The 24,606-nt window shown below is 70.5% G+C and carries 23 protein-coding genes; 10 read left to right on the top strand and 13 right to left on the bottom strand.

All coding sequences use genetic code 11. From position 1 onward, the window contains the following. Window positions 1-62 precede the first annotated feature (62 nt). From grpE to G5C66_RS26635, 8 genes are all read right to left on the bottom strand, one after another. Entirely contained in the window at window positions 63-770 is a 708-nt protein-coding gene (gene grpE, locus G5C66_RS23635) for a nucleotide exchange factor GrpE (RefSeq protein WP_165113765.1), read from the bottom strand. Beyond that, on the bottom strand, window positions 767-2,626 hold the full coding sequence (gene dnaK, locus G5C66_RS23630; RefSeq protein ID WP_165113762.1) for a molecular chaperone DnaK: 1,860 nt from the start codon (window positions 2,624-2,626) through the stop codon (window positions 767-769). The genes grpE and dnaK overlap by 4 nt, the downstream gene beginning before the upstream one ends. A 266-nt stretch (window positions 2,627-2,892) precedes the next feature. Beyond that, window positions 2,893-3,744 carry an aldo/keto reductase gene (locus G5C66_RS23625; RefSeq protein ID WP_165113758.1) on the bottom strand — a complete coding sequence of 284 codons (852 nt, stop codon included), beginning with the start codon at window positions 3,742-3,744 and terminating at the stop codon, window positions 2,893-2,895. A gap of 39 nt (window positions 3,745-3,783) precedes the next feature. Beyond that, the gene (locus tag G5C66_RS23620; protein WP_165113755.1) at window positions 3,784-4,377 is read right to left on the bottom strand and encodes a hypothetical protein; all 594 of its coding nucleotides are present in this window, start codon (window positions 4,375-4,377) and stop codon (window positions 3,784-3,786) included. A gap of 90 nt (window positions 4,378-4,467) precedes the next feature. Then, entirely contained in the window at window positions 4,468-7,398 is a 2,931-nt protein-coding gene (locus G5C66_RS26645; RefSeq protein WP_165113752.1) for a helix-turn-helix transcriptional regulator, read from the bottom strand. Window positions 7,399-7,457: 59 nt separating this feature from the next. Next, entirely contained in the window at window positions 7,458-7,598 is a 141-nt protein-coding gene (locus G5C66_RS23610) for a hypothetical protein (protein WP_165113750.1), read from the bottom strand. A gap of 89 nt (window positions 7,599-7,687) precedes the next feature. Then, the gene (locus G5C66_RS26640; RefSeq protein WP_165113747.1) at window positions 7,688-10,588 is read right to left on the bottom strand and encodes a helix-turn-helix transcriptional regulator; all 2,901 of its coding nucleotides are present in this window, start codon (window positions 10,586-10,588) and stop codon (window positions 7,688-7,690) included. Between the two features lie 94 nt (window positions 10,589-10,682). Further along, entirely contained in the window at window positions 10,683-10,805 is a 123-nt protein-coding gene (locus tag G5C66_RS26635; protein ID WP_277602233.1) for a hypothetical protein, read from the bottom strand. Between the two features lie 146 nt (window positions 10,806-10,951). Here G5C66_RS26635 and G5C66_RS23600 point away from each other — a divergent pair, with 146 nt between their 5' ends. Then, window positions 10,952-11,548 carry a nitroreductase family protein gene (locus G5C66_RS23600; protein WP_165113745.1) on the top strand — a complete coding sequence of 199 codons (597 nt, stop codon included), beginning with the start codon at window positions 10,952-10,954 and terminating at the stop codon, window positions 11,546-11,548. 4 nt (window positions 11,549-11,552) lie between these two features. Here G5C66_RS23600 and G5C66_RS23595 read toward each other — a convergent pair whose 3' ends face one another. Continuing rightward, window positions 11,553-12,443 (bottom strand): SDR family NAD(P)-dependent oxidoreductase, encoded by an 891-nt coding sequence (locus G5C66_RS23595; protein ID WP_165113743.1) that lies wholly within the window; start codon window positions 12,441-12,443, stop codon window positions 11,553-11,555. A gap of 18 nt (window positions 12,444-12,461) precedes the next feature. Continuing rightward, on the bottom strand, window positions 12,462-13,124 hold the full coding sequence (locus G5C66_RS23590; protein ID WP_165113741.1) for a dihydrofolate reductase family protein: 663 nt from the start codon (window positions 13,122-13,124) through the stop codon (window positions 12,462-12,464). Between the two features lie 108 nt (window positions 13,125-13,232). Here G5C66_RS23590 and G5C66_RS23585 point away from each other — a divergent pair, with 108 nt between their 5' ends. Continuing rightward, the gene (locus tag G5C66_RS23585) at window positions 13,233-13,721 is read left to right on the top strand and encodes a winged helix-turn-helix transcriptional regulator (protein WP_338144296.1); all 489 of its coding nucleotides are present in this window, start codon (window positions 13,233-13,235) and stop codon (window positions 13,719-13,721) included. Between the two features lie 12 nt (window positions 13,722-13,733). On the opposite strand, the gene G5C66_RS23580 is transcribed toward G5C66_RS23585, so the two are convergent. Beyond that, entirely contained in the window at window positions 13,734-14,882 is a 1,149-nt protein-coding gene (locus tag G5C66_RS23580; RefSeq protein ID WP_338144295.1) for a GTPase family protein, read from the bottom strand. A gap of 94 nt (window positions 14,883-14,976) precedes the next feature. Here G5C66_RS23580 and G5C66_RS23575 point away from each other — a divergent pair, with 94 nt between their 5' ends. From G5C66_RS23575 to G5C66_RS23560, 4 genes are read left to right on the top strand one after another with little or no spacing between them, the layout of a single operon-like run. Next, window positions 14,977-16,266: a C39 family peptidase gene (locus tag G5C66_RS23575; protein ID WP_165113737.1), complete on the top strand. Its 1,290-nt coding sequence runs from the start codon at window positions 14,977-14,979 to the stop codon at window positions 16,264-16,266. Between the two features lie 53 nt (window positions 16,267-16,319). Beyond that, window positions 16,320-17,624, top strand: a complete 1,305-nt coding sequence (locus tag G5C66_RS23570; protein WP_165113735.1) for a M20/M25/M40 family metallo-hydrolase — start codon at window positions 16,320-16,322, stop codon at window positions 17,622-17,624. Further along, window positions 17,621-19,057: an MFS transporter gene (locus tag G5C66_RS23565; protein ID WP_165113733.1), complete on the top strand. Its 1,437-nt coding sequence runs from the start codon at window positions 17,621-17,623 to the stop codon at window positions 19,055-19,057. The genes G5C66_RS23570 and G5C66_RS23565 overlap by 4 nt, the downstream gene beginning before the upstream one ends. A gap of 56 nt (window positions 19,058-19,113) precedes the next feature. Then, window positions 19,114-19,647 (top strand): DnaJ family domain-containing protein, encoded by a 534-nt coding sequence (locus G5C66_RS23560; RefSeq protein WP_165113731.1) that lies wholly within the window; start codon window positions 19,114-19,116, stop codon window positions 19,645-19,647. A 3-nt stretch (window positions 19,648-19,650) separates the two neighbouring features. Here G5C66_RS23560 and G5C66_RS23555 read toward each other — a convergent pair whose 3' ends face one another. Both G5C66_RS23555 and G5C66_RS23550 read right to left on the bottom strand, forming a co-directional pair. Continuing rightward, window positions 19,651-20,295, bottom strand: a complete 645-nt coding sequence (locus G5C66_RS23555; RefSeq protein WP_165113729.1) for a dihydrofolate reductase family protein — start codon at window positions 20,293-20,295, stop codon at window positions 19,651-19,653. A gap of 80 nt (window positions 20,296-20,375) precedes the next feature. Continuing rightward, a complete protein-coding gene (locus G5C66_RS23550; RefSeq protein ID WP_165113727.1) occupies window positions 20,376-21,329 on the bottom strand; it encodes a GlxA family transcriptional regulator in 954 nt (317 codons plus the stop codon). 70 nt (window positions 21,330-21,399) lie between these two features. On the opposite strand from G5C66_RS23550, the gene G5C66_RS26630 reads away from it, so the two are divergent. From G5C66_RS26630 to G5C66_RS23535, 4 genes are all read left to right on the top strand, one after another. Then, a complete protein-coding gene (locus tag G5C66_RS26630; protein ID WP_277602232.1) occupies window positions 21,400-21,531 on the top strand; it encodes a hypothetical protein in 132 nt (43 codons plus the stop codon). 57 nt (window positions 21,532-21,588) lie between these two features. Then, window positions 21,589-22,659, top strand: coding sequence for an HpcH/HpaI aldolase/citrate lyase family protein (locus tag G5C66_RS23545; RefSeq protein ID WP_165113724.1), 1,071 nt, complete (start codon window positions 21,589-21,591; stop codon window positions 22,657-22,659). Window positions 22,660-22,661: 2 nt separating this feature from the next. After that, entirely contained in the window at window positions 22,662-23,525 is an 864-nt protein-coding gene (locus G5C66_RS23540) for an HpcH/HpaI aldolase/citrate lyase family protein (protein WP_165113721.1), read from the top strand. A gap of 251 nt (window positions 23,526-23,776) precedes the next feature. Next, a partial coding sequence (locus G5C66_RS23535) for a hypothetical protein (protein ID WP_478354330.1) occupies window positions 23,777-24,606 on the top strand: 830 nt, incomplete at its 3' end.

Below are 24,606 nucleotides of genomic sequence, written 5' to 3'. Positions count from 1 at the left end.
TCTTCTCGGTGGTCGAGCCTGCCGGTGCGGCAGGCTCGACCACCCGTCGTTGTCACTCCGGGTCACTCCGGGTCGACGACCAGGACCTGCGCGGCCCTGACCACCCGGTCGCCGATCATGTAGCCCGCCTTGGCGACCAGCTTGACCGAGGTCTCCTCGACCTCCGGGTCGGTGCCCATGTGGCTGAGCGCCTCGTGACGGTTGGGGTCGAAGACGTCGCCCGGCTCACCGAACTTCTTCAGACCCAGGTTGGTCACGATCTTCTCGAGCTGGTCGGCGACGGCCTTGAAGCCGCCCTCGACCTCGCCGTGCTCACGGGCACGGTCGATGGTGTCGAGCACGTCCACGATCGGAGTGAGCACCTTGAAGGTCGCGTTCTGCGAGACGAGCTCGCGGTCACGGTCGACCCTCTTCTTGTAGTTGACGTATTCGGCCTGGAGACGCTGCAGGTCGGTGGTCAGCTCGGCGACGCGCTTGTCGACCTCGTCGGCGGCATCGCCCATGAGGTCCACCTCGCTCTCGTCCTCGATGACCAGGTCTGCCTCGTCCTCGGTCTCGGCCTCGTCGTCGGCTGCCTCGCCGGCTTCCGCGTCGGAGCCGGCCTCGGCGGAGTCGTCCGAGTCCGCGGCGTCGCCCTCAGGAGCGTCCACCTCGGCGTCCTCGGCCGACTCCTCGACAGCCTCTGTCTCAGGGTCGGTCTCGGGCGGCGGGGCCTCGGAGGTCGTCTCCTCGACGGCCTCCTCCGCCCCGCCCGGGCGGCGCTTCGTCACTTCTTGTCGCCCTCTTCGCCCTCGGCGGGCTCGTCGACGATCTCGGCGTCGACGACGTCGTCGTCAGCCTCCCCGGTCGCACCGGTGGCACCGCCGGCAGCGGACTGCTCGGCCTCGGCCGCGGCGTACATGGCCGCACCCATCTTCTGCGAGGACTCACCGAGCTTGGTGATCGCGGTCTGGATGGCGTCCTTGTCGGCCTCGGTGTCCTCGAGGACCTTCTTCAGCGCGTCCAGGTCGGCCTGCACCTCGGTCTTCACGTCGTCCGGGACCTTGTCGCCGGAGTCGGTAATGAACTTCTCGGTGGTGTAGACGAGGCTGTCGCCCTGGTTGCGGATCTCGATGGACTCGCGACGCTTGGCGTCCTCCTCGGCGTACTGCTCCGCCTCCTTGACCATGCGGTCGATGTCCTCCTTCGACAGCGCGGAGCCGCCGGAGATGGTCATGGACTGCTCGCGGCCCGAGGCCTGGTCCTTGGCGGAGACGTGCACGATGCCGTTGGCGTCGATGTCGAAGGTGACCTCGATCTTCGGCACGCCGCGCGGCGCCGGCGGGAGGCCGGTGAGCTCGAAGTTGCCCAGCGGCTGGTTCTCCGACCACATCGGGCGCTCGCCCTGGGCGACCTTGATCTCGACGCTCGGCTGGTTGTCGTCAGCCGTGGTGAAGATCTCGGAGCGCTTGGTCGGGATGGTGGTGTTGCGCTCGATCAGGGTGGTGAAGACACCGCCCTTGGTCTCGATGCCGAGGCTCAGCGGGGTGACGTCGAGGAGCAGTACGTCCTTGACCTCGCCCTTCAGCACGCCGGCCTGCAGCGCGGCACCCACGGCGACGACCTCGTCGGGGTTGACGCCCTTGTTGGGCTCCTTGCCACCGAGCAGGCTCTTGACCAGGTCGGTCACGGCCGGCATACGGGTCGAACCGCCGACCATGACGACGTGGTCGATGTCCTTGACCGCGATGCCGGCGTCCTTGAGGACCGACTCGAACGGCTTCTTGGTGCGGTCGAGCAGGTCGGCGGTGATCTTCTGGAACTCCGCCCGGGTCAGGGTCTCCTCGAAGTGGAGGGGGCCGGACTCACCGTGGGTGATGTAGGGCAGGTGGATCGAGGTGTTCTGGCTCGAGGAGAGCTCGATCTTCGCCTTCTCCGCGGCCTCCTGGAGGCGCTGCGCGGCGATCTTGTCGGCGGACAGGTCCACACCGTTGGCGTTCTTGAACTTCTCGACCATCCACTTGACGATCGCGTTGTCCCAGTCGTCACCACCGAGGTGGTTGTCACCGGAGGTCGCCTTGACCTCGACGACACCCTCACCGATCTCGAGCAGGGAGACGTCGAAGGTGCCGCCACCGAGGTCGAAGACGAGGATGGTCTGGTCGTCGCCCTTGTCGAGACCGTAGGCCAGCGCCGCCGCGGTGGGCTCGTTGACGATGCGCTGGACGTTGAGGCCCGCGATCTCACCGGCCTCCTTGGTGGCCTGGCGCTGCGCGTCGGAGAAGTAGGCGGGGACGGTGATGACCGCGTCGGTCACCGTCTCACCGAGGTAGGCCTCGGCGTCGCGCTTCAGCTTCTGCAGGACGAACGCGCTGATCTGCTGCGGCGTGAAGTCCTTGTCGTCGATGGTCACCTTCCAGTCGGTGCCCATGTGGCGCTTGACGGACTTGATCGTCCGGTCGACGTTGGTCACGGCCTGGCGCTTGGCGACCTCACCGACCAGGACCTCACCGGACTTGCTGAACGCGACCACGGAAGGCGTCGTACGGGCGCCTTCGGCATTCGCGATGACGGTGGGCTCGCCACCCTCCAGAACCGAGACGACCGAGTTGGTGGTCCCGAGGTCGATACCGACGGCACGTGCCATCTTTGCTACCTCCGCTTGTTGAAGCTGTGTGTATGTGGAATCCGAGGGGTCTCGGAAGACTGGGTTGGTCTGCGCCCCAGCGGCTGCCGCCGCCGAGTGTTGCAAACAAGTTGAGCCGATTCAACTCAACTTCGTTCACTGTCCACAACGAAGACCCTACGACCCCTATTCCAGCCCCGCCGAAACCACGCCGAGTCGGCCCGTCTTGACCGAAAACCTGGCCGAGTCGGCCCGTCAAGACGGGCCGACTCGGCAGGGTCGGAGGATCAGAAGGACGGGATCCAGTCGAAGGTGTCGGGGTTGGGGCCGGTGCGGCCGGACTCGCCCTTGTCGAGGGCCGCGAGGGCGGCGACCTGGTCGGCGCTCAGCTCGAAGTCGAAGATCGCGAGGTTCTCCTCGAGCCGCTCGCGGCGTACGGACTTGGGGAAGACGATGTCGCCGCGGTCGATCTGCCAGCGCAGCAGCACCTGGGCGGGCGACTTGCCGTGCGCGGAGGCGATCTCGGCGACCACCGGGTCGGTGAGCTCGCCGCCGCCCTGGCCGAGCGGGGACCACGCCTCGACCTGTGCACCGTGGGCCCGGGTGGCCGCGCGGGCGGCCTCGTTGGCGAAGTAGGGGTGGACCTCGATCTGGTTGACCGCCGGCGCGACACCGGTCTCGGCCACGATCTTGTCGAGGTGGTCGGGCTGGAAGTTGGAGACACCGATGGAGGTGGTCAGGCCCGCCTCGCGGAGGCCGACGAGTGCCTCCCACGTCTTCGCGTACGTCCCGTCGTACTGCGTCGGGAGCGGCCAGTGGATCAGGAACAGGTCGACCCGGTCCAGGCCGAGGAGCTCCAGGGACTTCTCGAGCGACGCCTTCGCCTTGGCCGGGTCGTGCTGGGAGTTGTTGAGCTTGGTGGTGACGTAGACGTCCTCGCGGGCGAGACCGGCGCTCTTCAGCGCGGCCCCGACGCCGGCCTCGTTCTGGTACATCTGCGCAGTGTCGATGTGGCGGTAGCCGACCTCGAGGGCCTGGCTGACCACCTGCTCGGCCTCGTCCTGCGGGACCTGCCAGACGCCGAGGCCGAACTGCGGGATCGAAGTGCCGTCGTTGAGCTTGATCGTGGGAACCGTCATGTCCCCATACAACCAAGCCGGTGTGTGCCTATTCCAGCATCAGCCGATCGTCACGCTCACCACGTTGGAGTAGCTGCCGGTGTCGACGTCCTTCATCCGGAACTTGTGCTTCCCGACCCGGCCGGACTGGATCACGGTGGAGAACTGCTCGCCGGTGACGGGTACGTCGGGGATGCCGAACTCCTCCCATCCCTGGCCGTCGTTGCGCTCCAGGCGGAGGATGGCGCCTTCGCCACCCGGGTAGATCCCGCTGATGTCGACGCGCTCCATCGGCTTCGCCTGGACCGTGCCGACCTGGAGGGTGATCTCCTTCTTCGCCGGCTTCTCCTCGACCGACTCCGACGCGGACGGGCTCGCGGAGGTCGAGCCAGCGTTCTTGCGGGGAGCGTTCGTCGGGGACGCGTGAAGCGTGATCGCGGGACCGGTCGCGGTCTTGGTCGGCTTCGGCGGCGGCACGTGGAGCGAAGCGCCGGCGTCCGGATCGGTGGCGCGATCGCTGGAGCCTCCGCCGCCGAGGCCCATGATGTTGACACCGACGAACATCGCCAGCCCGACGATCAGCCCGACCCCGACGGCGACCGCTGCGAGCGCCGTGATCCCGGCCGTGATCGGGTGCTGTCCGCCCTGCTTCACATCTGCTCCTCGCGTGCCGCCACGACCGTCCCCACCGACGCGTGGTGATGGTGACAATTCAGCCACACGTTCAGATCGCGCACCAGGGAATCAGCTGATCAGCTCCTGACGGCGCGCGATGGCGGCCGCCTCGGTGCGGCTCCCGGCCCCGAGCTTCCCCAGGATGTTGGAGACGTGGACCGAGACCGTCTTGGTGGAGATGAACAGCTGCTTGCCGATCTCGCCGTTGCTGCGCCCCGCGGCCACGAGCGTCAGGATCTCGCTCTCCCGCGGGGTGAGCGCGGTCGAGGTGGCCTGCTGCTGCTTGACCGCCGTCGCGCCGAGCGCCTTCAGCTCGTCGAGCAACGGCTGCAGCCCGAGCCGCTTCGCGGTCTCCCGGGCCTTGTCGGCGGTCACCCGCGAGCCGGCCACGTCGCCGGTGGCGCGCTGGATGGCTGCGTACGTCGTGCGGACCGCGGCCAGGCCGGGGACGTCGCCGTAGGCCTCGACCTGCTGCTCGGCCCGCGCCCAGGCCGCCAGCAGCGACTCCTGCGACGGGGCGTCGATGCCGGCCAGCCAGTGGACGCGGAGCACCTCGGCCTCCAGCCGGGCCGACCAGGCCTGGCCCTCGGGCCCCCACTCACCCGGCTGGTACTGCGCGACCACCTGCTCGCCGTCGGCGCGGAGGCCGTCGACCTTCGCCACCAGATCCAGCCACTGCGCGGCGGGGATCGACGGCAGCATCTCCGCGACCCCGGCCGACGCCACGACCCCCAGCCGCACCCGGCCGCCGAACCACTCGGTCCAGAACTCCGAGAGCTTCTCGACGACGTCGGCATAGATCGCGAACACGGCCTCGTGGTCGCCCGCCCGAGCCGCCGCCACCATCTCGACGATGCCACCGTAGAGGGCGATCAGGCCCTCCTCGTCCCAGAACGGACGCAGCGCCGCCGCGGCGTTGCCGACCGACGCACCGCGAGCCTGTTCCATGATCATCCGGAGCGTGCCGAGGAGCGCCACCGGGATCGGGGGCGCGTCAGGATCGTTGCCACCCGCCAGCGCGAGCGCCTCGTCCCACTCGCCGAGGATCATCCGGATGCGGACGATGTCGGTGCGCGCCGCGGCCACGAACGGGGACCACTGCAGCGACTCACCGCCGGCCTCGTCGACCACCGCCTGGAAGCATCGCAGCGCCTCGGCGAAGTCACCGGCCTCGTCGTAGGACCGGCCGAGCGTGAACATCCCCCGGCTGACGGCGTACGTCGACCCGACCCGCCGCGCCTGGTCGACCGTCTCGCGCAGCACCTGCCGGAAGCCTTCGACCTTGTCGTCGGCGGCCCGGCCGGTGCGGACCTTGAGCATCGAGAGACTGGTGGCGATGTCGGAGGCGAGCTTGGTGAGGCTGTGCCGCTCAGCGATCTCCAGGCCTTCCAACCCGACCGCCTCGGCCTCCTCGCTGCGGCGGTAGGTGACCAGGGTGCGGGTGCGGATCGCGAGGACGGCGCACCGCACCTTCGGTTCGGCGTCCTCGGGAAGCGCCGCGATGGCATCGCTGGAGTAGGCCAGCGGGTCGCCGTACTCCATGAGCAGCGCCGCCTCGGCGCGGGTCGCCAGCAGCAGCGCCCGGCCGACCGACGGTCCGACCGGGATGGCGTCGAGCCGCTCGGCCAGGATCGCGTCGGCGCGCGAGGGCAGCCCGGCGAGGATGAGGGTGTCGGCCGCGCGCTCGTAGACCCGGTCGAGGTTGATCGCCGCCGCCTGGGTGACCTTCGGGTCGGCGGCGAGACCGAGCGCCTTCTCGTAGTGGTGGGCGGCCTCGCCCACACCGCTGACGCTGCGGGCCTCCTCGGCCGCGGCGATGCGGGCACGCAGTGCGGTGGCGAGGTCGCCGGCATGCTTCGCGTGCAGCGCGAGCTCCGCGGCCGCCCCCAGGCCCGGGGTCTCCTTCAGCACCTCGGCGAACCGCGCGTGCAGACGCACCCGCTCACCGGGCAGCAGGTCGTCATAGACCGCCTCGGCGAGCAGCGCGTGCCGGAACGTGTAGCGGGATCCGGTCGGCTCCAGCACCTTCTGCTCGACCGCGGTGCGCAGCGCCTCGTCGAGCTCGTCGTTCTTCATCTCGGTCACTGCGGCGAGCAGCTCGTGGGTGACCCGTCGTCCCGCGATCGACGCGGTGCGTACGACGCTCCGGGCCGCCCCGTCGAGCCGGTCCAGGCGCACCAGCAGCAGGTCGGCGAGGTCGACGGGCAGGTCCTCGTCGCAACCGGCCTGCACCAGCTCCTCGACGAAGAAGGCGTTGCCCTCGGCGCGGCGTACGACTCGTTCGGCATCGACCTTGCCGGGGGCCAGCTCGTGGACGAGCAGCCGCACCGAGTCGTCGGAGAGCGGCTCGAGCACGATCCGCTCGACGTCGGGCAGCCGGCCCCACTCGCCCACCTGGCGGCGCAGCGGGTGGCGACGGTGGATGTCGTCGGCGCGGTAGGACGCGACCATCGCGACCGGGCCGTCGTAGGGACGGGTGAAGAGGTAGGTCAGCAGGTCGCGGGTGGACTGGTCGGCCCAGTGGGTGTCCTCGACCACGACCAGCAGCGGCGCCTTCTCGGCGGCCGCCTCGAACAGGGTGTGGACGGCGTCGAAGAGCTGGCCACGGTCCGTGCCGGTCGAGGCGGCTCCCTGGCTGGCGCCCATCACGCGGCGTACGGGCCTCAGCCTGGCCAGCGCCGGGTAGTCGGCCGCCACCCGCTCGACCACGTCGGGCAGGTCGGCGACGATCCGGTCGAGGATCTCCGAGAACGGCATGTACGCCACGGCGCTCTCGCCGAAGTCGACGCAGTGTCCCGCGTGGACCTGCCAGCCGTCGGCGACGGCACGGTCGCGCAGCGCGGTGAGCAGCCGCGTCTTCCCGACGCCGGCGTCGCCGGCGAGGAGGACGTGCTGGCGCCGGGACTCGGCGGACGAGCCGGGCGAGGCGACTCCGAGCAGCCCGGTGAGGGTCTGCAACTCGGAGTCGCGACCTACGAAGGACCGAGCACTCTGCGCCATGTCCCCTATCATCGCGCCTCCGGGCCCGGGATTCTCCCGCATTACCGACCTCCGAGGACTCAGTTGTGTATCGAGTCCATCCGACGCGGCCGGCGGCGCTTCACCGTGCGAGCGAGGCGGTCGGCCGCGGTCGCGCGGCGGATGCTCTGGTGGCGGTAGGTCACCTCGGCGTCGTAGCTGATCTGGTTGCTGTACGTCATGCCTCCAGACTCCGACCCTGAGGTAGCGCGACGCATGAGGCGCCTGCCTTAGGTGCAGGTCAGAGGTGCCTCAGAGGCCGTGATCCGCATCACTCCACGAGCCCACGACGCCGTCCGATCGCGGCCGCCTCGGTGCGCCCGGAGGCGCCGAGCTTGGCCAGGATGTTGGAGACGTGGACCGAGACGGTCTTGGTCGAGATGAACAGCTGCTTGCCGATCTCGCCGTTGCTCCGCCCGGCCGCCACCAGCGCGAGGATCTCGCTCTCCCGGGCGGTGAGCTGACCGGAGGGTCCGGACGCCGACCGCATCGGCGTCGTGCCGAGGGTCAGCAGGTGGTCGAGCAGCGGCTGAGCGCCGAGCCGCTTCGCGGTCTCCCGGGCCTGGTCGGCCAGCTCCCGTGCGGCGGCGGTGTCGCCACCGGCGCGGAGGATCTCGGCGAGCCGGACACGGGACCAGGCGAGCTCGTGGACGTGCGGGAACGCCTCGAAGGCCGACACGGTCTCGCGCCAGGCCTCGACGAGCTCGTCCTGGTCGGGCACGGCGATGCCGGCCAGCCAGTGGGCGCGCAGCCCCTCGGCCCGCAGCCGCGCCGACCATGCCTGTCCTTCCAGACCCCACGGCCGCTTCGGCCTGACCGGCCGCGCACCTGCCGCCAGGATGCGATCCACCTCGGCCATCACCTGCGGCCGCTCACCGACGGGAAGAGCCGGTATCGCGCCGCTGATCGCACCGACGGCGATGGCCGCGAGCCGGGCATGGGCGCCGAACCACTTCCCCCAGCCGCCCTTGAGGGCGTCGACCCCGGCCTCGTACGCCTCGATCACCGCCGCCACGTCCCCGCGGGAGCCGGCAGCCCGGATCTCCACCGGTGTCGACTCGCTCGCCGTGGCCACCTCCTGCTTCCACGAGGGCCGCAGCCGGCGCGCCTCCGCGCCGACGTCGGCGCCGCGGGCCTGCTCGATCATCAGTCGTTTCGACTCCAGCCACGGCCACAGCGCCGGCGGGATGCCGTACGCGTCGGTGAGGGCGAGCGCCTCGTCCCATCGCCCGGTGGCGTGGAGGTGGTCGAGCCAGGCGATCCGGGCATCGAAGGCGTACGGCGCCCACGGGACGCCGCGCTCCACGCCGAGCTCGAAGGCACTGCGGTAGGTCTCGCCGGCCTCCTCGAGACGGTCGGCGGCATCGAGGGCGAAGCCGAGCTGGATCCGCCCGCGCAGCTCGGGATGGAGCGCGCCGACCTTCGCCGCCCGCGCCACAGCCGTACGCAGCGGCTCGATCCACGGCTCGGGCGGGCGGCCCCACGCCCCGGCCAGCGTCACCGCCACCTCGGCGGCGAGGCCGGTCCGGCCGTGCTCCTCCGCCAGCGCCAGCGCCTCCCGGCCGGCCCGCTCGGCATCCTCGTGGCGGCGGTAGATCATCAGCACCCGGGCGTACGCCGCCAGCAGCCGTGCCCGCACGACCGGCGGCGCGTCGTCGGGGAGCTCGGCCATCGCCGCCTCCGCGAGCGCGCCCACGCTGACGTCGTTGACGTAGGCGAAGCTGGTCTCGATCTCGACCGTCATCAGCTGGGCGCGCCAGAGACCGGGCGCGCCGGCCGGGAGCGACTCCCGCTGCTCACGGGCCAGCTTCCCGGCCCGGTCGGCGTGGCCGGCGGCCACCATCGCGTCGCTGGCCTTGACCACCAGGTCGACGAGGCGCTGGGTGTCGTCGTCGGAGTCGGCTCGGCCGGCGAGCAGTGCGATCGCCTGCTGATAGTGCTGGGACGCCTCGTCGGGACCACCGCTGGCCGCGGCCTCGTCACCGGCCGCGATGCCGGCGCTGAGCGCGGTCTCGTGGTCGCCCGCGAGGCGCGCGTGGCGCGCGAGACCGGCCGCGCTGCCGGTCGAGAGGTCGCTGCTCAGCGCCTGGACGTAGCGCTGGTGGAGCCGGACGCGCTCGCCCGGGAGCAGGTCGTCGTAGACCGCCTCGCCGAGCAGCGCGTGCCGGAAGACGTAGTAGCCGTCCTCGCGCGGCACCAGGATGGCGCGCTCGATCGCCTGCCTCAGCCCGGCGTCGAGGGTCGCTCGGTCGAGACCTGCCACGGCCTCGAGGAGCTCGTCGCTGACGTCTCGGCCGGCGGCGCTGGCGGTGTCGACCACCTCGCGCGCGGTCGCGTCGAGCTGCTCCAACCTGATCAGCAGCAGGTCAGCGAGGTCCCAGGGCAGCTCGTCGGCGCCGGCGGCCTGCACCAGCTCCTCGACGAAGAACGCGTTGCCGTCGGCACGGCGTACGACACTCTCGACGTCGAACCCGTCCGCATGCTCGCCGGCGAGCTCACCGACCAGGATGCGGACGTCGTCGTCGGTGAGGCGGCCGAGATGGAACCGCTCGACCGACGGCAGCCGGGTCCACTCGGCGAGCTGGCGGCGCAGCGGGTGACGGCGGTGGAGGTCGTCGGCACGGTAGGACGCGACGATCGTCACCGGGCCGTCGAACGGCCGGGTGAACAGGAAGGTCAGCAGGTCACGGGTGGACTGGTCGGCCCAGTGGGTGTCCTCGACGACGACCAGCACCGGCGCCTTCTCCGCGGCGCGCTCCAGGAGCGCGTGGATCGCGGCGAAGAGGTTGCCTCGGTCGAGCGCCTCCTGGACGGCGGTGTCGGCCCCGCCGAGAGCCCGGGCGACGGGCGCCATCCGCAGGAGCGCCGGATGCACGTCGGCGACCTGCGCGACCACGTCCGGCAGCGCCGCGGTGACGGTGTCGAGGATCTCGATGAAGGGCAGGTAGGCCTCGGCGCTGTCACCGAAGTCGAGGCAGTGTCCGACCAGCGCCTGCCGTCCGTCCGCGACGGCACGGGCGCGGAGCTCGCACAGGATCCGGGTCTTCCCGACGCCGGCGTCGCCGGCGAGGAGGACATGCCTGCCTCGGCCCGACTGCGTCAGACCCACCAGATCCGTCAACGTCTCCAGGTCGGCGTCACGCCCGACCAGCCTCTCGGCACTCTGCGCCATGGGCGCAATCATCGCGCCCTCCGGCAACTCCGGACATGGCACAACGCCGAGCGGGATCTCTCCTGCTCGGCGTTGTGGGTCCCGCGCCCGCATCTCAGCGGGTGCGGTTGCGTCGGGTCTGACGGGCCTGGTTGGCCCGCTGGCGCTTGACCAGGTCCTTCTGGATCTGCTGGCGGCGGTACTTGACCTCTGCTTCGTAACCTACGCTGGTGTACATCTGGATCTCCTGGCTGTGTCGTCCTGCTGGCGTGTCCTGCTGACACCGAGAAGACTCCTCCGCTGAGGTAGGCCGCCGGATCGGTCGCGCGCCTTACTTTCCGACCTCAGCCCGCTCCCGATCGCCTTAGACGGGAGACTGGGCCTATGGAGTTCTCCGAGGTCGTACGCCGCCGCAAGATGGTCCGCAGCTACACCGGCGATCCGGTGGCCCCTGAGGTGGTCGACAAGATCCTGCACAACGCCACCCGCGCGCCGTCGGCGGGCTTCTCCCAGGGCTGGGCCTTCCTCGTGCTCGACACCCCTGAGGACGTACGCCGCTACTGGGAGGCCACGGCCGACGTGGACAACCCCGACAGTTGGCTGACGGGGATGATGACGGCGCCGGTGATCGTGATCCCGTGCTCCTCGAAGGCTGCCTACCTGGACCGCTACGCGCAGCCCGACAAGGGCTGGACCGACCGCGACGAGTCCCGCTGGCCGATGCCGTTCTGGCACATGGACACCGCGATGGCGACCATGCTGATCCTGCAGACGGTCGTCGACGAAGGCCTCGGCGCGCTCTACTTCGGGATCCCGCCCGAGTCCGACGCCGCCGTCCGCAAGGCGTTCGACATCCCCGACGACTTCGACCCCATCGGCGCCGTCACCATCGGCCACCCCGCCTCCGGTGGCGCGAAGGGCTCCCCCACCCGCCGCAAACGGACGCCGCTCGAGGACGTCGTCCACCGCGGCCGCTGGTGACCGGTCAGTCCCTCCCGACCGCTCCACGCGCGGCAGCAGAGTCCGGCGTACGGACGTGGGAGACCGCCATCGCAAGATCGGCCAGCCGGGGCGCGGCGATGTTGAGGATCTCGAAGACCGAGCCGAACGCACCGTTCACCGTCACCGGCCGGTCCTCGAGAGCGCGCACGACCCGCTCCGCGCACTCCTCCGGGCTCTCGCCGCGGCCCGCGTACTCCGCGGTCGGCGCGATCATCGGGGTCCGGACGATCGCGACGCGCATGTTGGTGCAGGTCACGTTGTCGAAGTAGGCCTCCCGGCTCAGGATCCGACCGAAGACGTCAAGAGCCGACTTCGCGGCGATGTAGGCGGCGAACTTCGGCGCCTTGATCTGGTTGCCCCAGGTGACGATGTTGACCACGTGGCCGAACCGCTGGGCACGCATCGCCGGCAGCAGCCCCATCGTCAGCCGCACGGCACCGAAGTAGTTGACCGCCATCATCCGCTCGAAGTCGTGGAAGCGGTCATGGGTCAGCTCGAGCGACCGCCGGATCGACCGGCCGGCGTTGTTGACCAGGTAGTCGACCGCGCCGTGCTCGGCCAGCAGCCGCTCCACCAGCGCGTCGATAGAGTCGCCGTCGGTCATGTCCACGACGTACGTCGACGCCCGGCCTCCCGCGCCCTCGACCGCGGCTCGGACCCGCGCCAGCTCCTCGGCCCGGCGGGCGGCGAGGAGGACGTGCGCGCCACGCCGGGCGGCGGCGTAGGCGGTGGCCTCGCCGATCCCCGAGCTCGCTCCGGTGATGAGCACGGTCCGGCCGGCCAGCGGGCTGGGGCCACCGGTCACCGTCCGGAGCGTGCGCGCGACCCGGGCGCGCGGCGTCTGCAGGAGCGGGAGCGAGAGAAGGCCGGCCACGCCTGCACCCTAGTGGCGTCAGCCCTGCTTCCGGTCGAAGGTGACGTGGGTGACGCCGCTCGGGGTCGTGGTCGACTCGACGTCGTAGCCGTCCTGGAGCGCCTCCAGCCCGTCCCACAGTCGTACGCCGCGACCCAGGATGATCGGGGTGACGGCCACGTGCAGGTGGTCGACGAGACCGGCCGCGAGATAGTCCCGGAGCGAGGAGGGGCCGCCGCCGAGGCGTACGTCCTGGCCGTCGGCCGCCTCCCGGGCCTCCGCCAGAACCTCCTCGATGGGCGCGTTGCGGAAGTGGAACGTGGTGCCGCCCTTCATCTCGATCGACTCGCGGGGCTGGTGGGTCAGCACGAAGGTGGGCGTGTGGAACGGCGGCTCCTCGCCCCACCAGCCGGTCCAGTCGGCGTCGTCCTGCCATCCCGGAGGGCCGAACTTGCCGGCGCCCATGATCTCGGCGCCGATGCCCTCCCAGGCGCGCCGGGCGAAGACGTCGTCGGGGTCGGCCGCCGGGTCGACGTCCACGCGCTCCCGATTCCCGGTCGCACCCTGGAAGGTCGCGGTCGGGAAGAACCACTCCATCAGCCGGTGGCCGGCGTGGCCGAACGGCGCCTCCAGGCTCAGGCCCTCGCCGGTGGCGAAGCCGTCCAGTGAGATGCCGATGTTGTGGGCACGGACGAGCGACATGGGGATCTCCTCAGAACCAGAAGTGATTGCACTTTGCAATCACTGCGACCGAGAGTAGGCTTTCTGATTGCAGATTGCAACCACTAATTCCGGCACAGGAGCAGGCCAGTGAACGAACCCAGGTCGGGCTGCCCGATCAACGCAGCCGTGGAGGTCTTCGGCGACCCCTGGTCGGTGATCGTGCTGCGCGACGTGATGTTCGGGAACCGGCGCCACTTCCGCGAGCTCCTCGCGAGCTCCGAGGAGGGCATCGCCTCCAACATCCTCAGCAGCCGGCTGAAGAAGCTCGTCGAGGGCGGGCTGCTGACCAAGGAGCAGGCCGCCCGCGGCCAGCGGGCCGCCTACGCGCTGACCGAGGCCGGCATCCAGACGCTGCCGATCATGGTCGCGCTCGGCAACTGGGGGCTCGCGCACCGCGAAGGCACCCGGCAGCTCCGGGTCCGCGCGGAGCTCCTGCGCGACGCCGGTCCCGAGATGGTGGCGTCGTTCATGGACGAGCTGCGCGAGCTCCACCTCGGCACGCCTCGGCCCGACCCGGACGCACCGCGCGCGAGCGAGCAGCTCGCTGCGGCGTACGAGGCGGCGATGGCGGGGTGAGGAACGCGGCCCTCACTTCTCCTTGGCATTGAGCTTCAGCCGCGAGATCTGGTTCTTCAGCTCGTCGAGGAACAACGAGCGGATGCTCTCGGTGTCCAGGGCGCCGTTGACCCCGCGGAGCTTGCCCTCGCCGAGCCTGACGCACACCGCCGACCAGGCGGCGCCGATGGCGCCGGTGAAGCCCGCGGCGACGGTGGCGTTGATCGCCCCGCCGCCGACGGTGCCGAAGCCGGGGACCAGCTTGAGCAGGTTGCCGGCGACGGTGCGGCCGGCCTGGGTGGCGGCCGCGGTGGCGGCGATCGAGGCCATCGCCGCCTTGTCGACCTCGATGCCGTAGATCGCCGAGATGCGGGCCATCATGCCGAGCTGGATCGGCACCAGGACGACCGCGTCGGAGAACGGGATCGGGGTGGCACCGGCCGCACCGGCGGCGGTGGCGGCGCCGGCGATCACGGTGTTCACCTGCTCCTGCTTCCGCTTGAGATCCACCTTCTGCGCCGCGGTGAGCGCCTCCTCGACGCCTGCAGGCGCGCATCGAAAGGTGGCATCAACAAGTTCCTGCAGTCCGTGGACCTGCTGGCCCGAGAAGTCGTCGGCCTTGGCGTTGGTCAGGTAGACCCGAGCCCCGTGCACGGGCAGGCCGCGCGCGTCGATCTGCTGGGCGAACTCGACGGCGTCGGGGTGGTAGGCGCCGGTCGGGGACGTCGGCACCTGGGTCATCACCAGCACCACCGGCAGCCCCAGGTCGGCCAGCTTCTGGACGAACGCGGCCTCGGTGTCCTCGAAGCGGCGGTCGGCGAAGCGTACGGCATACCAGGCCACGTGGATCTGCTCCGACTGCGGCTTGCGGCGCCGTTCCTGGATGAGCTTCGCCAGATCGCGGATCACCCGGTCGCCCTCGACGCCGATCTCGAGGCCCTGGGTGTCGAGCAGCCCGAAGAAGCCGCTGGTGTGCAGGTAGAGCGTCGACTCCTTCGTCACCGGCTCACCGATCCCGGTCTTCGCCACCTCGGCTCCGAAGACCGCGTTGACCAGCGTGGACTTGCCGACCCCGGTCTTGCCGAAGACGGCGAGGTTGAACCGGCCGATCTCCTTGGCCGACTCGGCATACCTCTTGTGGAACTCGTCCTTGAACCAGCCGTCGGATGCGAAGTTGTTCACGCCGACCAGGATGCCAGCCGCCATCGAGGTTTCCGGGCAGTCGGACTTCTGAATTGTCGTGGCCGGGCCCTCCGCGGAGGAATAGCGTTCCGCCATGAGCCCCCGGTCCCGCCTTGCGTACGTTGCCGCCCTCGCCGCCGCAACCGTCCTGGTAGCACCCACGACTCCGGTCCACGCGGCCGAGCCTGAGACCCAGCCGACCGACATCACCCTCACCCGGTGGAACAGCGTCGAGGACTTCGCGAAGGGCAGGTCGAGCAACCTGCACCCGGACCGCCACGGCACGCTCCGGATCGTCCGCGGCAGCGGAACGACGACCTACACCGACCCGTTCGGCGACGGCACGGCGAAGACCTACGAGTCCGGCACCTGGACGTCGCCGGTGGTCACGACCGGCTACGCGATCGACGAGTCGGTCACCTCGTGGGACGTCGACACCCCGACCGGCACCTGGGCCGAGATCGGGTTCCGCGGCCGCAAGGCGGACGGCACCTGGACGAAGTGGTTCGTGATGGGCCGCTGGACGGCAGGCGACGACTTCGCGGCCGGCGACATCCACCGCACCTCCGTCGAGGGGCAGAACGACACCGACGCGGCGCTCTACACCGACACCTTCGTCGCCCGGACCGGCAAGGAGCCCGAGGCGTTCCAGACCCGGGTCACCCTGCTGCGCCCGGCGGGCACGACCGTCTCGCCGAGCCTGCGCTCGGTGGCGACGCTGACCAACGAGTACCTGCCCGACTCCGCCTACCCCGGCACCAGCACGCCGACCCTCGACCGGGCGATCGACCTCGGGGTGCCGCCGTTCAGCCAGAACATCCACCGCGGTGAATACCCGGAGTTCGGTGGCGGCGGCCAGGTGTGGTGCTCGCCGACGTCGACGACGATGGTGCAGTACCACTGGGGTCACGAGGTCCCGGCGAGCGAGCTGGAGGGCATCGAGGCGCCCAACGGCGACCCGCAGGTCGACTACGCCGCGATCAACACCTGGGACTACGCCTACGAGGGCGCCGGCAACTGGCCGTTCAACACCGCCTACGCCGGCCGCTGGGGCCTGGACGGGGTCGTGACCAGGCTGCGGTCGCTGGCCGAGGCCGAGACCCTGGTGGCGGCCGGCTTCCCGCTGGTCGTCTCCGCCAACTGGGAGCGCTCGGAGATGCCGGAGGCGGGCTACGGCACCGACGGCCATCTGCTCGTCATCGGTGGCTTCACCGCCGAGGGCGACCCGATCCTCTACGACCCCAACTACCCGTCCAACGACGAGGTGCGCAACGTCTACACCCGCGAGAACTTCGAGCGGGTCTGGCAGACCTCGACCGACGGGATCACCTACGTCATCCACCCGCGCGACGTGCCGCTGCCCGGCAGCGCCACAAACTGGTGACGGAGTCGCCAACAGCGTCCTCCGCACCACCCGGGAGCGACTAGGTTTCGGTCATGACACCCGACCCCGTCGCCGCTCTTCAGGCCACGCTTCGGGCCCCGACCGTCAACGACGGCTCGGGGGCGGAGGCCGAGGCGTTCGCGCAGCTCCACGAGGCGCTGCGCGAACACTTCCCGCGGCTCCACGCGACCCTCGACCTCACCCCGGTCGGCGGCCACGGGCTGCTCTTCCGCTGGCCTGGCGCCTCGGCCGAGAAGCCGGTCGTCCTGATGGCCCACCAGGACGTTGTCCCGATCGCCGGCGAGTGGACCCATGACCCGTTCGGCGGCGAGATCGTCGACGGGGTGATCCACGGGCGCGGCACCCTCGACGACAAGGGCCAGCTCGTGGCCATCTGCGCCGCGGTCGAGGGGCTCCTCGCGGACGGGTTCGCCCCGGCGTACGACGTGTGGCTGTCGTTCGGCTCCGACGAGGAGACGACCGGCGCCGCCGCGCGAGCGGCCGTCGAGGAGCTGCGCGCCCGGGGTGTCGAGCCGTGGTTCGTGCTCGACGAGGGCGGCGCGGTCGCGTTCGACGCCTTCCCGGGCGTCGCCGCTCCCATCGGTGTCGTCGGCGTGGCCGAGAAGGGCACCACCGACGTACGTCTCCGGGTGACCGGCGACGGCGGCCACTCCTCCACCCCACGACAGAACGGACCGACCGCGCGGCTGGCCCGTGCGATCACCAGGATCGACCGGATGTCGATGCCGGTGCAGCTGCCGGCGCCGACGGTCGAGATGTTCGAGCAGATCGCGCCGTACGCCGCCAAGCCCCTGCGTCCCGTGCTGGCCAACGCCGGCCGGCTGGCGCCGGCGCTGGCCCGGCTGCTGCCCCGGCTCGGGCCCGAGCCGGCCGCGCTGACCCGCACCACCGTCGCGATCACGACGCTCGAGGGCAGCCCGGCGGCCAACGTCATCGCCTCGGCGGCCTCAGCCGGGGTCAACCTGCGGATCATGATCGGCGAGACGGTCGCCGAGGTCGTCGAGCGGCTGCGGGCCGCGATCGGCGACAAGCAGGTCGAGATCGAGGTCGTCCGCGCGGGTGAGCCGTCCCCGGTCTCGCCCCGTGACGAGGCCTTCGCGACGATCACCGCCGCCATCGGCGAGGTCTTCCCGGAGGCGGTCCCTGCTCCCTACACCGTGATGGCGGCGACCGATTCACGGTTCTTCTACGAGATCTGCGACCGGGTCTACCGGTTCGCGCCGTTCCGGATGACCGCTGCCCAGCGGGCCACCATCCACGCCGCTGACGAGAACATCCGGGTCGATGACTACCTCGACGGGATCCGCTTCTACCGAAGGTTGATCGAGTCGCTGTGACCACCGAACGCCAGAGCACCGGCCTGGAGAGAGCCGCCCGCGGGATCTGGGTGATCGTCGGCTTCCTGGTGGCCGTCGAGTTCGCCAGCGGCATCCTGCAGGGCTACTACACCCCGATCTTCTCCGACCTCGCCGCCCACCTGGGCGTCTCCGATGCCGACCTCAACTGGCTCGAGGCCGGGCAGCTGATCGTCTCCGCGCTGTGCGTGCCGCCGCTGGCCCGGCTCGGCGACCTGATCGGCCACAAGAAGGTGCTCCTGCTGGCGACCGGTCTGACCGCGGCGGCGACCTGGTGGACCGTCGTCGCTCCCGACTTCGGCTCGTTCCTGGTCGCCTGGTCGATCCAGGGTGCGTACGTCATCTGGCTGCCGCTCGAGGTGGCGATCGTCCACCGGCGTACGAACGGGGACACGGCGCTCACCCGTAAAGCCGCCGGCATCCTGGTCGGTGCGCTGGAGATCTCGGTGATCATCGGCGCGGTCGCGGCCGGCGCGCTGGTCGGAGCACTGCCGATGGCTGCGATCCTGGCCATCCCGGCGCTGTGCGTCACCGCCGTGTTCGTCGTGATCGCGCTCGGGATCGAGCCCGACCGTCCCACCGCCGCAACAGAGAACAGCTTCGACTGGGCCGGGCTCGGCGTGCTGACCCTGGTGCTCGGCCTGGTCATGGCAGGCCTGATCGGCGTACGCGTCCTCGGCGCCGGCTCCCTCCTCGCCTGGGGTCTGGTGGTGCTGGGGCTGGCAGCGCTGTGGCCGTTCTGGAAGGTCGAGGTGCGGCAGAGCGAGCCCCTGATCGACGTACGGCTGCTGGTGTCCCGAGGGCAGTGGCCGATCCAGCTGACCGCGTTCCTGTTCGGGATGTCGGTGCTCGGGGCGCAGATCCCGCTGTCGACGTTCGCCCGGACGGACCCCGCGGTGACGGGCTACGGGTTGGGCGCGGACGCGTCGTTCGTGTCGATGCTGATCGCGTTGTACGTCATCACGATGGCGCTCGGCGCGTTCACGCTGCCGTTGTGGGCGCGGGGTCTCGGACCGATGCGGTCGCAGGCGGTGGCCTGCTTCCTGGTGGCGCTCGGCTATCTGATGTGGCTGCCGTTCCACGGGTCGACCGGGCAGGCGCTGCTCAACATGGCCGTGATCGGCCTCGGGTCGGGCGCCCTGGTGGCGTCGCTGCCGGCGGCTGCCGCCGCGGCCGCGCCAGCGTCGCGCACCGCTTTCGCGACCGGGATGACCAACGCGACCAAGACCGTCGGCGGCGCGATCGCCTCGGCCGTCTTCGCGATCGCGCTGGCCTCCACCGGATCGATCGGGGCCGAGGCGAAGGCGCCGCTGTCGGGCTACCTGACGGTGTGGGCGGTGTGCGGTCTGGCCGCTGCCGTGGCGGGAGCGCTGCTGCTCCTGGCACGCGCCGCACCAGCCGATGACACCTTGTGAAGGGTTTCACAAACTCAACCGGCTCGGTAAACTGGTCGGCATCAGGAGGTGTCGACATGACCGATCCCGACGAGGAGTTCACCGAGGTGCGCGCCGAGCCGATCAACGAGGCGGAGTCGAGGGCCGCGGCCGCCGATCGGATACGGCAGCAGCACCTCTACGTCGAGGAGGTGGTGCGCCAGGGCATCGCTCGCGGCGAGTTCGACAACTTGCCCGGCGCCGGCAAGCCGATCAAGAACCTCGACCGCGACCACGATCCCGACTGGTGGGTCAAGCAGCTGGTCGAGCGCGAGCAGATCGTGGTGCTCCCCCGGTCCGTCCAGCTCCGCAAGGACGACGCCGAGCTCGACGACCTCCTCGACACCCAGACCACCGAGGACGGTGCCCGCAGGATCGTCGAGGAGTTCAACGAGCGGGTGATCGCGGCCCGCTACGGCGCGCCCGAAGGTCCGCCGCTGATCACCATGCCGCGCGACGTCGATGCCACCCTGGCCGCCTGGCGCGACCGGCGCGCCGCCCGGATGGAGGCGGCCCGGAGTCGCCAGGCCGCCACCCAGGAGAAGAGACGCCGCTGGTGGCAGCGGCGCTGAGCCTCACCGCGTGCGCGTCAGCGTCAGGTGCGTGACCCCGCTGGGCGAGGCGACCGACTCGATCTCGTAGTCCGACTCCAGCCCCTCGAGACCGTCCCACAGCCGTACGCCACGGCCGAGCAGGATCGGGACGACGACCGCGTGCAGGTGATCGACGAGACCGGCCGCCAGGAAGTCGCGGATCACCGTCGCGCCCCCGCCGAGGCGTACGTCCTGACCGTCGGCTGCCGCGCGGGCCTCCTCCAGCACCTCGGCCGGCGACGCGTCGCGGAAGTGGAACGTGGTGCCACCCTGCATCTCGATCGGCTCGCGCGTGTGGTGGGTCATCACGAAGGTCGGCGAGTGGAACGGCGGGTTCTCACCCCACCAGCCCTTCCACTCCGGGTCCTCGTGCCATCCCGGAGGACCGAACTTGTTGGCGCCCATGATTTCGGCACCGATCCCCGGCTGGTGCCTCCGGGCGATGGCGTCGTCGACTCCCGTGGTTCCACCGGGCTCGCCGACGTTCTCGTTCCACCAGCGGGTGGCGAACATCCATTCGTGGAGCCGCTCTCCGGCGTGCCCGAACGGCTCTTCGAGGCTCTGCGGCTCCCCGGTGCCGAAGCCGTCCAGGGAGATCGCGAAGTTGTGTACGCGGGTGAGGGACATCATCGTCTCCTGTCGTTGTCGCTTCGCTCCCCCACCGTTCCACCACAACTTGATCCGGGACAGCGAATTTCGCCGGCCGCTCAGACCGCCCGCGCGGCGAACCGGGCCCGGTAGCGGCCGGGCGTGACCCCGACCTCTGAGGTGAACCCGGCCCGGAAGGTCACCGGGGAGTAGTAGCCGGCCTCGTGGCTGACCCGGTCGATCGGCAGGTCGGTGGTCTCCAGGAGGGTCTTGGCGACCGCGATCCGCTCGGCGCTCACCCAGCGCATCGGAGTGGTGGCGAGATCGCGCTCGAAGCGCCGCGCGAGCGTGCGGGGCGAGACGGCCGCGGCCGCCGCCAGGCGCTCGAGGGTGACGTCCTCGTGCAGGTTGGCCCGGAGCCAGGTGCGCAGCTCGTCGAGCCAGTGGGCCTGCTCGGTGAGCGGGTCGGCCGCGACGTACTGGGCCTGGTCGCCGTCGCGGTGGGAGGCGATGACCAGGTTGCGGGCGATGGTGTTGGCGGCGTGCTGACCGTGGTCGGTGCGGATCAGGTGGAGGCACAGGTCCAGGCCGGCGGCCGAGCCCGCGCTCGTGAGCACGCCGTCGTCGACGTAGATCGCCCGCGGGTCGAGCTCGACCCCCGGATACGTACGCCGGAACAGCTCCGCCCACCGCCAGTGGGTCGTGGCTCGGCGACCGTCGAGCAGCCCGGCCTCGGCCAGGGCGAAGGCACCGGTGCACAGCGACACCATCCGGGCTCCGGTCGCCGCGGCCCGGCGGAGCTCCCGGAGCAGGGTCGGGCTGACCGGCTCGCCCGGACGGATCGCGGGCACCAGCACCGTGCCGGCCTCGGCGAGCGCGCTCATCGGCCGCTGCGGCGTGAGCCGCGGCCCACCGTGGACGCGTACGCCACGCAGATCGCCGCACAGCACCACGTCGTAGAGCGGGCTGGCGTCGTGGTCCCAGTCGTAGCCGAGCGCCTCGAGCGGCATCCCGATCTCGAACAGGGTCATCCCGTCGACGATCGGGATGGCGATGGACGGCTTCTCAGGCATGGCAAGAATCTATCATTCATAGGCATTCCTGCCACTCCTCGAGCACGCTCGACGCGAGCACGATGGAGTCATGACCAAGAACCGGAAGAACCCCAGCAAGCTCCGAGCCACCGTCCGCGCCACCCTCGCCGGCTTCGATGCCGGCACCCGGATCCGGCACGGCGCCCGAGTACCGAAGGACCACCCCGCACGCCGCCCGTGATCGTTACAAGCCGAGACACCTACCGACCGGTAACCCCCGGCCGTTAGGGTGACCGGCATGAGTCACAAGAGCCCCAAGGACTTCTTCGCGCCGTTGGCGGTGGGCGCCCCCGCACCGCTGCGAGAGATCCCGGCACGGCCGAGCCGCGCGATCCACTTCTTCGACCCGTCGAACCCGAAGATGGCGGCGAAGGTGCCGGCCATGGTCGGCACCGTCGACGTGCTCCTCGGCAACCTGGAGGACGCCGTCAAGGCGGACAACAAGATCGCCGCGCGCGAGGGCCTGGTCGAGATCGCCAAGTCCACCGACTTCGGACCCACGCAGCTGTGGACCCGGATCAACTCGCTCGACTCCCCGTGGGTGCTCGACGACCTCATCACCCTGGTGACCGAGATCGGCGACAAGCTCGACGTCGTGATGGTGCCGAAGGTGCAGGGCCCCGAGGACATCCACTACGTGGACCGGCTGCTGGCGCAGCTCGAGGCCAAGGGCGGCGTACAGCGGCCGATCCTCATCCACGCCATCCTCGAGACCGCCCGCGGCGTGGCCAACGTCGAGGAGATCGCCCTCGCCTCCCCGCGCATGCAGGGCATCTCGCTGGGCCCCGCGGACCTGGCGGCCGACCGCAAGATGAAGACCACCCGCGTCGGCGGTGGCCACCCGGGCTACCTGGTCCGCCAGGACCCGGTCGACGGCGACATCCACGGCAACCGCACGGTCTTCCAGCAGGACCTGTGGCACTACACGATCGCGAAGATGGTCGACGCCTGCGCCGAGGCGGGGATCTACCCCTACTACGGCCCGTTCGGCGACATCACCGACGTGGTCGCGGCCGAGGACCAGTTCCGCAACGCGTTCCTGCTCGGCTGCGTCGGCACCTGGAGCCTCCACCCGAAGCAGATCGAGATCGCCAACCGCGTCTTCTCCCCCAGCGTCGAGGACATCAAGCACGCTCGCCGCGTCGTCAAGGCGATGGGCGACGGCACCGGCGCGGTCATGCTCGACGGCAAGATGGAGGACGACGCCTCGCTCAAGCAGTGCCTCGTCCTCGTCGAGCTCGCCGAGGAGCTGGCCGCCATCGACCCGAAGCTCAAGGAGCTCTACGACGCCATCGAGATCGAGGACTGATCATGACTGAAGCAACGTTCCGCCCGCTCCGCTCGGTCCTCTACATGCCGAGCTCCAACACGCGTGCCCTCGAGAAGGCCAAGACCATCGCCGCCGACGCGCTGATCCTCGACCTCGAGGACGCCGTCGCCCCCGACGTGAAGCCGGAGGCACGCGAGAACGCTGCCGCCGCGGTGACGAGCGGCGAATACGGCAACAAGTACCTCACCATCCGGATCAACGGCGCCGACACCGAGTGGCACGCCGACGACCTGGCCGCCGCGGCCAAGGCCGGCCCCGACGCGATCGTGGTGCCCAAGGTCAACTCCGCCCAGCAGGTGAAGGACCTCGTCGCGGCGTTCGAGAAGGCCGGCGTCCCGGAGAAGACCAAGCTCTGGGCGATGATCGAGAGCCCGTACGCCATCCTCCACGCCGAGGAGATCGCCTCCGCCTCGGAGCGGCTGACCGTGCTCGTCCTCGGCACGAACGACCTGGTCAAGGAGCTGTACGTCGACCACGTCCCGGCCCGCGCCAACCTGGTCACCTCGCTCCAGCTCGCGGTGCTCGCCGCGCGTGCGAGCGGCAAGGTCATCCTCGACGGCGTCTACAACAACGTGAAGGACGCCGACGGCTACGCGGCCGAGGTCGAGCAGGGCCGGATCTTCGGGTTCGACGGCAAGACCCTGATCCACCCCGCCCAGATCGACGTCGCCAACGCCGGCTTCGCCCCGAGCGAGCAGGCCATCGCCGACGCCAAGGGTCTCATCGAGGCCTTCGAGGCGGCCGGCAGCGGCGTCGCGACCTACAACGGCAAGATGGTCGAGGCCCTGCACGTCGAGAGCGCCAAGCGAGTCCTCAGCATCGCCGAGGCCATCGCCGCGCTGTAGGCCACCGGCCAGGAATACCTCTCAATGTATAGAAAAAGTTACCCATCTCCCATTTTGGCTGATCAGTAACTTTTTTCCGAGAAGAAGGTGACAAACCGGCGGGATTCTGATTCCGTTACGTGCTGCGCGACACAACCGACACTCGCTAAGCGCTCAGGAGACAGCGTCAGATGACTGAAGCGAACCGTCGGCCCGCGACGGGGGACCCCTCGAACGTCCCGCCCACGCCGGCACGACACCACGCCCCACAGATGCGCAGCAAGAACAACGCCGCGGCCGACCCCCTCGAGATCGCCAACCGCGCTCTCGAGGGATTGTCGCCGGGGACCGAGTCGTGGTTCGACTCTCCCAAGACCAACGCCGCCCCCGACCGGGGGCGACCGCGTCACATTCCGTACGCCCCGCCGCCACAGCCCGGCACGGCGCTCGTTCCCGCACACCCCGCTCCCGTCCCCGTCCGCTACCAGCCGCCGCGGCCCAACTACCAGCGCCCGCTGCCGCCGCACACCCGGCTACCGCAGTACGCCTACCAGCCGAGCCCCTACACGGCGCAGCAGTACCACCCCGCCGGACCGGTGACCTTCGCCAACCCGGCGATGCCGCCGTACGCCGCCGCGCAGGTCCCGACCCGGAACGCCGCGGTCGAGGAGTACCGGATCCCGAAGAACCGTGCCCGGAACAAGAAGGCGGTGCTGCTGCCGCTCGCGGCGATGGCGATCGCCTCGGCCGGCCTCGGCGCATTCGCGCAGTCGAACGTCGACCCGGACATCGAGACCCAGCAGGTCAAGGCCCACGCCGACCAGTACGACGCCATCGCGGTCGTCGACACCGACGAGCAGAAGGTCATCGACGCCCCCGGCGTGATCGCACCGAAGGAGACCACCCTCTTCTCCCGTACGGCCGGCCGCGCGACCCCCGGCAAGCACTCCAGCGGCGACTACGACGCCCCCTCCACCGCCGAGGCCTACGGTGGCGCCCACGCCGCCAGCGGATCCGTCTCCACCCCTCAGAACGGGACCCCCTTGGAGGACAAGGAGCCGAAGCCCGCTCCCCAGCCGGCCCCCGAGCCCACGAGACCCGC

The sequence above is a fragment of the Nocardioides turkmenicus genome, assembly GCF_011045035.1.
GTDB classification, from domain to species: Bacteria; Actinomycetota; Actinomycetes; order Propionibacteriales; family Nocardioidaceae; genus Nocardioides; species Nocardioides turkmenicus.
The sequence above is the reverse complement of the archived record's forward strand: the minus strand, read 5'-3'. Positions and strand labels throughout refer to the sequence as shown.